11 protein-coding genes are annotated in these 12054 nt (G+C 43.0%); 4 read left to right on the forward strand and 7 right to left on the reverse strand.

What is annotated here, in order from left to right; translation table 11 throughout:
• Positions 1 to 2 precede the first annotated feature (2 nt).
• Entirely contained in the window at positions 3 to 785 is a 783-nt protein-coding gene (locus GY065_RS08800) for a hypothetical protein (protein WP_174833832.1), read from the forward strand.
• Between the two features lie 127 nt (positions 786 to 912).
• Here the strand turns inward: GY065_RS08800 and fnr are convergent, their stop codons facing one another.
• Positions 913 to 1653 (reverse strand): fumarate/nitrate reduction transcriptional regulator Fnr, encoded by a 741-nt coding sequence (gene fnr / locus GY065_RS08805; protein WP_037475793.1) that lies wholly within the window; start codon positions 1651 to 1653, stop codon positions 913 to 915.
• Between the two features lie 252 nt (positions 1654 to 1905).
• Between fnr and hemN the strand changes: the two genes are divergently transcribed.
• A complete protein-coding gene (gene hemN, locus GY065_RS08810) occupies positions 1906 to 3291 on the forward strand; it encodes an oxygen-independent coproporphyrinogen III oxidase (protein ID WP_174833833.1) in 1386 nt (461 codons plus the stop codon).
• A gap of 465 nt (positions 3292 to 3756) precedes the next feature.
• Positions 3757 to 4392, forward strand: coding sequence for a CoA pyrophosphatase (locus GY065_RS08820; RefSeq protein WP_174833834.1), 636 nt, complete (start codon positions 3757 to 3759; stop codon positions 4390 to 4392).
• Here the strand turns inward: GY065_RS08820 and GY065_RS08825 are convergent.
• The gene (locus GY065_RS08825) at positions 4381 to 5001 is read right to left on the reverse strand and encodes an NAD(P)H-hydrate epimerase (RefSeq protein ID WP_174833835.1); all 621 of its coding nucleotides are present in this window, start codon (positions 4999 to 5001) and stop codon (positions 4381 to 4383) included. The two genes, GY065_RS08820 and GY065_RS08825, sit on opposite strands and share 12 nt — an antisense overlap.
• Before the next feature lie 33 nt (positions 5002 to 5034).
• Positions 5035 to 5394, reverse strand: a complete 360-nt coding sequence (gene folB, locus GY065_RS08830) for a dihydroneopterin aldolase (protein ID WP_174833836.1) — start codon at positions 5392 to 5394, stop codon at positions 5035 to 5037.
• Positions 5395 to 5452: 58 nt separating this feature from the next.
• Here folB and plsY point away from each other — a divergent pair, with 58 nt between their 5' ends.
• Complete coding sequence (gene plsY, locus GY065_RS08835; protein ID WP_078475673.1) at positions 5453 to 6055, forward strand: glycerol-3-phosphate 1-O-acyltransferase PlsY; 603 nt, start codon at positions 5453 to 5455, stop codon at positions 6053 to 6055.
• Positions 6056 to 6126: 71 nt separating this feature from the next.
• Here the strand turns inward: plsY and GY065_RS08840 are convergent, their stop codons facing one another.
• The 4 genes from GY065_RS08840 to ftsH all read right to left on the reverse strand — a co-directional run bounded on the left by GY065_RS08840 (position 6127) and on the right by ftsH (position 12033).
• The gene (locus GY065_RS08840) at positions 6127 to 6801 is read right to left on the reverse strand and encodes a DedA family protein (protein WP_084552052.1); all 675 of its coding nucleotides are present in this window, start codon (positions 6799 to 6801) and stop codon (positions 6127 to 6129) included.
• A gap of 37 nt (positions 6802 to 6838) precedes the next feature.
• Positions 6839 to 8182 (reverse strand): phosphoglucosamine mutase, encoded by a 1344-nt coding sequence (gene glmM / locus GY065_RS08845; protein ID WP_174833837.1) that lies wholly within the window; start codon positions 8180 to 8182, stop codon positions 6839 to 6841.
• A 183-nt stretch (positions 8183 to 8365) separates the two neighbouring features.
• The gene (gene folP, locus GY065_RS08850) at positions 8366 to 9226 is read right to left on the reverse strand and encodes a dihydropteroate synthase (protein ID WP_084547903.1); all 861 of its coding nucleotides are present in this window, start codon (positions 9224 to 9226) and stop codon (positions 8366 to 8368) included.
• 752 nt (positions 9227 to 9978) lie between these two features.
• Positions 9979 to 12033, reverse strand: coding sequence for an ATP-dependent zinc metalloprotease FtsH (gene ftsH, locus GY065_RS08855; protein ID WP_174833838.1), 2055 nt, complete (start codon positions 12031 to 12033; stop codon positions 9979 to 9981).
• Positions 12034 to 12054 lie beyond the last annotated feature (21 nt).

Consider the following 12054-nt stretch of genomic DNA (forward strand, 5'->3'; position numbering starts at 1 on the left):
TCATGACCGCTTCCGACTTTTCTGCTTTTTATCAACAGGCATTACAACAATGCCTGCTCAAACAAACCGACCTGATGCAAAGCCACACACTGGCTAATGGCGAAAAGGTATGGGTGCGGCAAGCTGGTGCACGTAATAGTGCCTGGCGCTATCATTTATTAAAAATTGCTCAGAAAATAAGTGGCATTCACATGCTGCAACCTGTACCCAATCTGGGTGGTATTTCTTCCCTGCAAACTGAGAAAGTTCGCCTGCAGGATCTAGCTAAAGCAGGGGTACAGGTTCCGGCCATTCTGGCTCAGCAAACAAATGCATTGATGATTAGCGATATTGGTGATCATAATCTGGAAAACGAATGGAATCAGTGCAGACATCAGCCTGAACTTCTGTTGCAACGCTGGCAGCTTGGTCTTAACGCCATCGAAGATGTACATAAACGCAAGCAATACCTGAGTGAAACCTTTGCACGCAATATGATTTACATAAATCAGAACAGCATAGGCTTTATCGATTTCGAAGATGATCCTTTATCCGCGATGACATTAACGCAATGCCATTCCCGCGACTGGCTATGCTATCTGCACTCAGGTGCACGTTTAATGCAGGAATTCGGCGTAACTGTTCAGGCTAAAGAATTATGGCATAGCGTACTGCATAATCAACCGGATGAAGTAAGCAGTATTGTCAACAAAAGCTTACATAAAATCCGCTGGATGCGTCATCTAAAAGCTAAATTTTATGGTAAAGATACGCTTAAGCTTGCCGCGATGGCGGGATATGCCTGAAACAGCCCGGCTAACGCACAATCATGATTGATATTGCAAACTCAGATATAGAAAATAATTTTTCTCATTAAGTAAAAAAGCTGTAGCAACAATAAAATGCTACAGCTTTTTTAAGAATTAACTGAATTCAGCTTGCTGCCCGCTGACAATGCATCACCATTTGCTGCAACATCCATGGTTCTATTAACTGAATATGCTTGTGCTCAACTTTAATCCAGCCTTCTTGCTGAAATTTAGACAAAGTACGGCTTACTGTTTCCAGTTTTAATCCCAGATAGCTGCCAATTTCTTCACGTGACATGCGCAGAATAAAATCATTTGCGGCAAAACCCCGAAAACTCAGACGATGTGACAAATTCACCAGAAACGCAGCCAGACGCTCTTCCGCACGCATATTACCCAGCATCAGCATTAATTCTTGTGTGCGCAGAATTTCCTGACTCATCAGACGATAAAAATGTATTTGTAATGAAGGCAAAATATTACCGGCATCTTCCATATTAGTAAACGGTAGCTCGCATACTTCACTGTCTTCCAGAGCTACTGCGTCACAACCATGAATATTATGACAAATACCATCCAGCCCCAATAATTCACCTGACATAAAAAAACCAGTTACCTGATCTCGTCCGTCTCGGCTATTAACCATAGTTTTAAAAAAACCGGTTCGTATGGCAAATATTGCATCAAACGGTTCACCGGCACGAAACAGATACTCCCCTTTTTTTAAACGACGACTCTGACGAATAATCGCTCCTAAATCGGTTAGTTCTCGTTCTTTGAGTAATACCGGCATACAGAGAATATGCAAAGAACATTTCTCGCATAATTTCTGTAATATTTCACCCTGTTTATACAATTTAATCATAATATATTTATTACCGATTACACTTTGCCCAAAACATCATAAACAAACAGATTGATACAAATAATTTTTTTGAAACAACTCTACATATTATTGACAAAGTGAATTGAATTTTCCTTCAGACCCTGATTTAATACAAAATAGATTTATTATGTTTTCACTGCTTTACTTTACTGTCGGATGTATTCTACCATAAATAGTTATCACTCCTATCTATTTCACCAGCCCCCCCACAAGAATAATCACTACTACCCAATGAACACACCTCGCATCAATATAGAATTCGACCGTACCCTGATTGCTTCCTTACCGTCTTCCGGTCCGCGTTATACCTCCTATCCTACTGCAGACCGTTTCAATACTTCATTCACTGCAGCCAGGTTACAAACTGCTTTACAGCAAAATATCGGTGGTCAGCCAGTTTCTCTGTATGTACACATTCCCTTCTGTAATACCATCTGTTACTACTGCGGATGTAATAAAGTTATCACCAAAGATACCAGCCGTGCTGACCTTTATATAAAATATCTGGACAAAGAACTGGCACTCCTGGCTCAAAACTGGCAAAGCAAACCGCTGCTGGCACAATTACATTTTGGTGGCGGTACACCAACCTTTCTGAATGACGATCAGCTCAGTCATATCTTTGCCAGCATCAACCGTTACTTCACTCTGTCAGCACAGGGTGAATATTCGATTGAAATCGATCCGCGTAAAGTAACAGCTGATACAGTGGCTCATCTGGGCAGACTCGGTTTTAACCGGATGAGCGTCGGTATTCAGGATTTCAATCCGGCGGTACAGCAGGCTGTCAACCGTATACAGAGCGAAGCTGAAACCCGGGCAGTCATTGAGGCGGCCAGAGCTAATGGTTTTAATTCTGTCAGTGTTGATTTAATCTATGGTTTACCGCACCAGACTGAAGCCTCTATGCGCTGCACACTGGATCATGTACTGACTCTGCAGCCGGATCGCATTGCCATGTATCACTATGCGCACCTGCCACATCTGTTCAAACCCCAGCGGCGTATTGACACATCAGCCGTACCCGACAGCAGTGTTAAACTGGATATTCTGCAAAATACCGTTCAATATCTATTACAGCAGGGCTATATCTTCATCGGCATGGATCATTTTGCCAAACCTGATGACGAACTGGCCATTGCCTTATCTGAAGGCCGTCTGCAACGCAATTTTCAGGGTTATTCAACCCATGCAGACTGTGACTTAATCGCTATCGGCGTATCCAGCATCGGCAAAATCAGCAATATCTACAGCCAGAATGAAAAAGACCTGTCTGCCTACTATCAGGCTCTGGATGAAAACCGCCTGCCGGTTATGCGCGGCTACCAGCTTAATGCGGACGATTTACTGCGCCGGTGTGTAATTCAGGATTTAATGTGCCGCTTCCAGCTTAATTACACTGATTATAGCCATGCCATGCAGCAGCCTTTTCAAACTTACTTTGCTGCTGAGCAGGCCGATTTACAGCACCTGAAACAGCTTGGCTTGCTCAATCTTAGTGATCAGAATTTACAGGTAACACCCAAAGGGAGGCTGCTGATTCGCAATATCGCCATGGTATTTGACTACTATTTGCGTCAGAAGCGCACCGAAGCCCAGTATTCACGTACATTATAATAATCAAACCGCAACAGTTACCATCGTTTTATCAGCAAGATAAATAACGTTGCCAAAATTAATAAATACTGCAACTGTCCACCATCACCATTTACTTAACTGAAAACCAATTTTACTATTTTAAAATTAAACCAGTTCCCACGGTAAATCACACCGTTTATGAACTGGTTTTAACTTTTTCTCATTACGCAATTGCTGAGCAGCCCAGCGTAAATTATATTGCCAGATATAAAGCATACTTCCGGATGCTTTCAACTCCTACTCATATTTATCCCAGATATATTTACTGACATTTTTAGGCCAACCAGATCCGCCTAAGTACTTCAGTGCTTCAATTACCCATAATTTCATTATATCTCTGGTAACTACTGGTTAATCCTCTTTAAAATTATTCTGGTCATTTATGCCTGAACGATATATAAATTACTCAGTATCCTGAAAAAAGAACAGTCTGGCATCATTGAAATGTTTACTAAACCTGATAAGCTGAAACAGTTTTTACATTACGCATGCACTAGTACACTGCCTACTATACTTAATCAGCGCCAAGATACATTACAGCATCTACCCGTTAATTTTCGCTGCGCTGCGGTACTGATGCCTGTTGACTGGAATCATGGTAACGCGCAAATCTGGCTTACTCAGCGCAGTCAGCAACTACGCCAGCACCGCGGGCAAATCGCTTTTCCCGGTGGCAAACTGGAAAATAATGAAAGCAGTATCAATGCAGCATTTCGCGAAAGCGAAGAAGAAACTGGACTAATTCGTAATCAGTGGCAACTGGTCGGAACCTTACCTCAATGCTATCTGCCCAGCGGTTTCAAAGTTGTTCCTGTTCTGGCCTGGAGTAATTCATCTCTATACTGGCAGCTCAACCCGTCAGAAGTCAGCGAAATATTCCCGGTACCCTTACCTGTTGTTCTGGATAGCAAGCTATACCAGGATAGTATTACTCAATATCAGCAACTTAAGCTTAAGGTATATCATTTACATTATCAAAACCGACATATCTGGGGAGCTACTGCATGCATGCTATTACACCTAGCTCAATGCTATCAGGTATGGAACAGGCAAAACCATCAATCAACACTAATCCAGTAAATCAATACGTACTATTTCTCCGCATAACTGTCTTACCTGCTCCAGACAATGTGCCGGTTTCAGGGCTTGAAAAGCATAAGTAAGCTGTGCCTGAAAACTTCCGGCAGCTATTTTTTCGCCATCGCCAGCCACACCACTGGGCATATCCAGCGCCACCTTAAACACATCTGCCTGAGAGACTGCAGCAAAACAACGTTCAATAGTCTGAGGCAACTCACCATGGAAACCAGTACCATACACAGCATCCACAACCAGATGCACAGACGGCAGCACAGTATGCAATTGCGAAGTATCAATACAATCTACAGTAACCGGCAGACATTTCCGGTTGGCTTCTGCAAGAGCTGATAATTGCTGTCCTTGTAAAAACATAATCGTTACCGGCCAGCCATGTAAAGACAATACTCGGGCCAGTACCAGCCCGTCACCTGCATTATTCCCTTTGCCACACAATATCAGTATATGCTGCGAGGAATGAAACCGACATAATAAATCCTTCGCTGCACGACTTCCTGCATGTTCCATCATTCGGGCATAACTCAAACCTTCCCGGTTCTGTGTATCTTCCCATGCTTTCATCTGTGCCACAGTCCAGACCGGCGTAGTCATATCGTGTCCTTTATCAGGAAAAACAGATTATTATCATACTTGGGTATTCCGGCGTTCAATCTGTACACCCACTTCCTTAATACCAACAAGAATACCCGGCTTCACCACTTTCACCCGCACCCATAATGCCCCGTAACGGTTCAATATAAACTGAGCCACATACTCTGCCAGTGCTTCCAGTAACAAAAATTCCTGTTCAGCAAGTGTCTCACGCAAATCATCGGCCACTCTGGCATAGTGAATCGTATCGTCAATATTATCGCTTTGCGCCGCCTGCTGAAAATCTGTACCAATATCCACATCCAGCAACAATGTTTGCTGTTGTTGCCGCTCCCACTGATATACCCCAATCAGCGTCTGCGCAGTCATACCGTGTAAAAAGATAGTATCCATGTCCAACCTACTGAGCTAAAATGCAAACCCTCAGATTGTAGACTAAAGAAACCGCTTTATGGTCAATTACCTTGCAATTATCGGTGCCTATTTACTGGGCTCTCTGTCTTTTGCCGTTATTGTTTCACGCTGTATGGGTATGCCCGACCCGCACAGCTATGGTTCCGGCAATCCCGGTGCTACCAATGTCTTGCGTACAGGCAAAAAAAGTGCCGCTGCTCTTACACTGCTAGGCGATGCACTCAAAGGCTGGCTGGCCGTCTGGCTGGCAAAACATTATCAGACGGTCTGGCAACTGGACAGCAATACCATTGCCATAATTGCCGTAGTGGTTCTCATTGGCCACATGTGGCCGGTATTTTTCAAATTTAAAGGTGGTAAAGGCGTAGCTACTGCACTGGGTGTACTCCTGGCTTTATCATGGCCTACTGCACTTATTTGTGCAGCAGTATGGCTGATTATGGCCTTTGGTTTCAAAGTATCTTCACTGGCCGCATTAATAGCTACTCTGATCAGCCCGTTTGCTGCCTGGTGGTTTATGCCTCAGTTAAGCTGGGTAATTGCTGTTATAGTGATTGATATACTGGTTCTTTACCGGCATAAAAGCAATATCAAAAATCTGTTCAGCGGTCGTGAAGGTAAAATTGGCGAAACTAAATAATAAATTGACATAGCGGTCATAAATAAAAAAAGACAGTTTTCTCAACTGTCTTTTTCTTTATCTCAGGCATATTACTTCAAATTTTGTTTTTGCTGCTTACGATTGCGCCTGCGCTGACGAATTTCAGCAATTTTACGTTTAAAAAACTGGATACGCTGACGCTTTTTCCACCAGTAATAGACTAGTGCCAGTGCACCAACACCAATCACAACATACACAACTGCCTGGAACTGATGCACCTTATGCATCAGCCAGTCAATATTTTCCGCACCATATTCACCCAGATATACCCACACAGGTACAGAAATCATTGCTGCCAGACCATCCATCAACAAAAATTTCGGTATAGAAACTTTCCCGCTGATCCCGGCGGTAATATAAATCGGGGTACGCAAACCGGGCAGAAAACGGGCAATAAATAATACCCAGCTACCATATTTATCAAATTTATCCTGTACCTGAGCATAGCGCCTGGGCGTCATTACCCGCTGAACAAAACGAAATTTCAGAATACGATGACCAAATACGCGTCCGGCACTAAACATCATACCATCGCCTACCAGAACACCAGCCATACCTACCATAAACATGGTATGTACATGCGCATGTCCCAGGCCGGCTATAACACCACCGGCAACCAGCGTTACATCTTCCGGTATCGGCACACCAAAGCCGCAGGCAACCAATACCAGAAATACCGCTGCATAGCCATACTCAGTAAAAAAAGCTTCCAGCAATGCAAACATAAAATGCCCGTTCTTTTTTTATTCCTGTCAGACAGATTTATTCTGCCAAACCCGACTTAATTGCATTGGCAATTTTTTCAGCTGCCTGACGCGCAACTTCAGTCTGACGAGCTTCTACCATAACCCGCACTACCGGTTCTGTTCCTGACGGGCGAAGTACCACACGTCCGTTATCTCCGAGCTGTTTCATCACCTCATCAGCTACCGGTGCCGCAATACTCTGCCAGTCCTGATCAGGCTCAATATGAACATTAATCATAGTTTGCGGAAAAGGCTGCCAGTCAGTAAGTATACTGGCTAAATCCTGCTGTAAAACCTGTAAGGCTGCAAAGACCTGTAAAGCTGCAATAATTCCGTCACCGGTATTATGCTTATCCAGACAAACTATATGACCGGAAGCTTCTCCCCCCAGTGACCACTGATGCTGATGCAGCTGTTCCAGAACATAACGATCGCCTACTTTAGCGCGGACAAAGTCAATGTCCAGCCGCTTAAACGCCAGCTCCATAGCAAGATTGGTCATAACCGTCCCCACTACACCGCCATCCAGACAGCCTGCTGCAGCACGAGCTTTGGCAATTACATAAATCAGCGCATCCCCATCATAGACTTTGCCGAATTTATCTACCATCATCAGCCTGTCGCCGTCACCATCCAGTGCAATACCATAATCGGCTTCATTCTGTAACACTGCTGCCTGTAGTGACTTAGTATATGTCGCACCGATTTTCAGATTGATATTATAACCATCCGGCTGATCGCCGATGCAGACCACATCTGCACCCAGTTCATGAAATACCTTAGGTGCCACAGCATAGGCTGCACCATTTGCCGTATCTACCACCAGCTTCAAACCGCGCAAATTCAAATGATTCGGAAAAGTAGATTTACAAAACTCAATATAACGGTCAACAGCACCATTTATGCGCCGTGCGCGGCCAAGTTCGCTGGAGGGGACAGTTTTTACCGGCTTTTCCAGCTCCGCTTCAATTTCCAGCTCCAGAATATCACTTAACTTGACTCCGCCTTCTGCAAAAAATTTAATACCATTATCATGATAAGCATTATGTGAAGCAGATATCATCACCCCGCAATCCAAACGCAGTGCACGGGTTAAATAAGCCACACCCGGTGTAGGTAATGGTCCTGTAAGCAGTACATTTACCCCTGCTGCTGTAAAGCCGGCTTCCATTGCTGCTTCCAGCATATAACCGGAAATTCTTGTATCTTTACCAATCAGCACAGTAGGCTGATGATCAGTTCCATGTTGTACCAGTACATGTCCGGCAGCATACGCTAATTTCAGTACAAATTCGGGGGTTACCGGAAACTTACCAACTTCACCACGCACCCCGTCTGTACCAAAATATTTTTTTGCCATCACCTGCTCCGACCGATTAATTCAAGACTATTATTGTAGAACAGGCATAGCTGTTCAGTCAGTAAATAAAATGTTATTTGAAAACTATCCGGTTCACAATAAATCTGAATCCGATTAAATTTCACTCAGATTACATAATAAAAACCGCAGCCCACGCCTGCTGACAATCTGCAACCTATCTTATTAAATACTTCCGCCCAAGGCCGCCCATACCTGTAAACCCTGACGTGTTTCACGTACATCATGTACCCGTATAATTGCTGCACCACGTGCCACGGCTGCTACTGCCGCCACCACACTTCCAACAACCCGTTGTCTTGGTTCAGTTTCATCAGTCAGTAAACCAATCATCGTTTTGCGTGATACTCCAATCAGTACCGGACAACCAGCAGCCGCATGCCAGTCTGCAAAGTGCTGCATTAATGCAATATTATGCTGAAGACTCTTACCAAAACCAAAACCCGGATCTATTGTCAGACGCAAACGTTCAATCCCAGCCTGTTCACACACAGATACACGTTGCTGCAAATACTGACCAACTTCAGTAACCACATCCTGATATTCAGGATTATGCTGCATATTTTCCGGCTGTCCCTGCATATGCATCAGACACACACCAATATTCTGCTGCTGTGCAAGTAAATCTACTGCACCAGCATCTTCCAGTGCCTGAATATCATTTATTCCGTCAGCCAGCTGCTGCTCAAGTAACTGACGCATTACCCAAGTGCGGCGTGTATCTACAGTTAATGGTACATTCCAGGTAACTAACTCTCTTAATACCGGCTCAATACGCTTCCACTCATCCTGAGGTGAAACAAAATCAGATCCGGGACGGGAGCTCTCTCCGCCAATATCCAGAATATCCGCCCCATCCTTTAATAACTGTTCCGCATGCTTTAATGCCAGAGTCAGAGAAGTACTGTAACTACCACCATCTGAAAATGAATCCGGCGTTAAATTGACGATTCCCATAATTTTCGGCTGCGCCAAATCAATTTGAAAACGCCCGCACTGCCAGTAATTTTGACTAGAATTATTCATACTCAATCATAACCTCTTAACATTTATCAAATAACCATACAGCCTGTATTTGTGGTTAAACCAATAATACTAGCAATAAATTCTGCTCAGCCAGATAAAGATATTTCTCTTCAGATCTCGATTTTTTTTATCCTCAAAGTACAAATTCAGACTCACTGAAAATAACAAAAATATAAAATCTATAAAAAATTATTGTAAATTAAAGAACATTAAAATTAACAAAGATATATATTGAACTGCAACCAGAATTGCTATCAGAATTAAGACAGAATACCATGATGTAAAATAAATTGATAAATCTCAAGATTTAAATATCCTGTCATTATCTGAGTTATATAAATAATCCAGACTCCAATATAACCATCATAATTGCTTTGATTTCACATTTATAACTGATAATAATGGAGAAATATTCAATTTATAAATTCACCTATTTTAAAGCCAGCCAAATTAATTAATGAAAGAATATTTGCCTCATGGGAAATATTGATTTACTACTTTCATGAATGAACCGTTTGGCTGAATTTATCACACCAGCTTTTACCAGTATTTTATCATTTACATAATACAGAATCTTCCTGACTTAAATTACCATGCTTTTCAACAATTCATATGAACCAAAATAGCATATACCTATATACCAGAATAACTATTTTCAGTATTACTATTATATTTTGTGCCTCTTATTTTCAGATAAAACATAGAAAAAACGGCAGCTATTGCTGCCGTTAAAAATCATATAACTACATTAATTAGTCCTGTGATTTCTGTTCAGGTGCAGATGCTTTAGATTCAGTATTATCTGCATCCTCAGCCACAGCATCAGCTTTAGTTTCGGATTGAGTTGCTCCATCCACTTTAGCACCTGTTTCGGTTTCAGCTACCGCATCAGTCTTAGCTTCAGTTTCAGTCTCAGCTTCAGTCTCAGCTAACGGCTGCTCAGTATCGCCATCCTTAACTATATTTTCACTGAAATCTTTTGGTGGACTAGGCTGCTTACCGGCCATAATTTCCAGCACCTGATCACGGTCAATGGTTTCCCATTCAATCAGAGCCTTAGCCATGGTATGCATCTTATCGCGATTCTCATCCAGAATTTTATAAGCAATTTCATACTGCTCATCAAGGATGCGACGTACTTCAGCATCTACTTCCTGCATGGTTTTTTCAGAAATATTTTTCGATTGCGTTACAGAGCGCCCGAGAAACACTTCATTTTCATTTTCACCATATACTACTGGTCCCATTTTTTTTGACATACCATAACGGGTTACCATATCACGCGCAATCTGAGTAGCACGTTCAAAGTCATTAGAAGCACCAGTAGACACACGACCAATAAACAACTGTTCAGCTATACGACCACCAAACAGAATTGAAATCTGATTAAGCATCTGATCTTCATACATACTGATGCGGTCACGTTCCGGCAGCTGCCAGGTCAGACCAAGTGCACGCCCACGGGGCATAATCGTTACTTTATGTACCGGATCTGTAAAATCCAGTGTCTCAGCAACAACAGCGTGACCTGATTCATGATAAGCAGTGGCTTTTTTCTCATCCTCATGCATAACCATGGAGCGACGTTCAGGACCCATGTAAATCTTATCTTTAGCATCTTCAAAGTCACTCATGTCTACTTTGGTCTTATTCCGACGACCTGCAAACAGAGCAGCCTCATTTACCAGATTGGCTAAATCAGCGCCTGAAAAACCCGGTGTACCACGTGCCAGCACAGGTAAATCCACTGATTTATCCAGAGGCACTTTGGCAGCATGTACTTTCAGAATCTGTTCACGTCCGCGGATATCCGGTAACGGTACCACTACTTGACGGTCAAAACGGCCTGGTCGCATCAGAGCAGGATCAAGCACATCCGGACGGTTAGTTGCCGCAATCACAATAACTGTTGTATTGCTTTCAAAACCATCCATCTCCACAAGCAGCTGATTCAGCGTTTGCTCACGTTCATCATTACCGCCACCTAAACCGGCACCACGCTGACGGCCTACCGCATCAATTTCATCGATAAAAATCAGACAGGGAGCATTCTTTTTTGCCTGCTCAAACATATCGCGAACACGCGATGCACCCACACCAACAAACATCTCTACAAAATCGGAACCGGAAATACTGAAAAACGGCACCTGAGCTTCGCCGGCAATCGCTTTTGCCAGTAATGTTTTACCTGTACCCGGTCTGCCACACATTAGAATACCGTGCGGTACGCGTCCGCCAAGCGTCTGATAACGCTGTGGTGCCCGCAGATAATCCACAATTTCCTGCACTTCTTCCTTAGCCTCATCACAACCAGCTACATCAGCAAAGGTTGTTTTATTAGACTCTTTATCCAGTAATCGGGCACGGCTTTTACCAAAAGAAAAGGCACCACCCTTGCCTCCGCCGCCTTGTGTGGAGCGCATGAAATAAAAAAATACACCAATCAGCAACAGTATAGGTAATATGCTGATAAACATATTAGTCAAAATACCCGGTTTTTCTTCCGGAATCACATTAACCCGAATATTTTTCGCTATCAGATTACTAACAAAATTATTTTCCAGCGGTGTCGGTGCATTGGTAATGAAAGAAGATTTATCATGACGCTGGCCCTTCAGCTGCAGACCATTAATCACCGAACCTTCAATATTTACACTGGCAATCTCACCCTTGTTAACCTGCTGAATAAACTGAGAGTATTCAATTTGCTGTTTACTCTCTTTTTTCTCAGTAATGGCATTGAATGCGGCCATTAATACTAACGCCAGCACCAGCCAGACCAAAAGATTCTTTACGGTATTCCGCACTGTCAGAAACTCCTAAGGAGG

This window comes from Snodgrassella sp. ESL0323 (assembly GCF_013346865.1).
GTDB lineage: Bacteria > Pseudomonadota > Gammaproteobacteria > Burkholderiales > Neisseriaceae > Snodgrassella > Snodgrassella alvi.

Coding starts and splice junctions, on each gene's coding strand:
- GY065_RS08840 (WP_084552052.1), bottom strand. CDS start 6,801: ATGTTTGCATTGCTGGAAGCTTTTTTTACTGAGTATGGCTATGCAGCG.
- plsY (WP_078475673.1), top strand. CDS start 5,453: ATGGTCAATTACCTTGCAATTATCGGTGCCTATTTACTGGGCTCTCTG.
- folB (WP_174833836.1), bottom strand. CDS start 5,394: ATGGATACTATCTTTTTACACGGTATGACTGCGCAGACGCTGATTGGG.
- fnr (WP_037475793.1), bottom strand. CDS start 1,653: ATGATTAAATTGTATAAACAGGGTGAAATATTACAGAAATTATGCGAG.
- hemN (WP_174833833.1), top strand. CDS start 1,906: ATGAACACACCTCGCATCAATATAGAATTCGACCGTACCCTGATTGCT.
- glmM (WP_174833837.1), bottom strand. CDS start 8,182: ATGGCAAAAAAATATTTTGGTACAGACGGGGTGCGTGGTGAAGTTGGT.
- GY065_RS08820 (WP_174833834.1), top strand. CDS start 3,757: ATGTTTACTAAACCTGATAAGCTGAAACAGTTTTTACATTACGCATGC.
- folP (WP_084547903.1), bottom strand. CDS start 9,226: ATGAATAATTCTAGTCAAAATTACTGGCAGTGCGGGCGTTTTCAAATT.
- GY065_RS08800 (WP_174833832.1), top strand. CDS start 3: ATGACCGCTTCCGACTTTTCTGCTTTTTATCAACAGGCATTACAACAA.
- GY065_RS08825 (WP_174833835.1), bottom strand. CDS start 5,001: ATGACTACGCCGGTCTGGACTGTGGCACAGATGAAAGCATGGGAAGAT.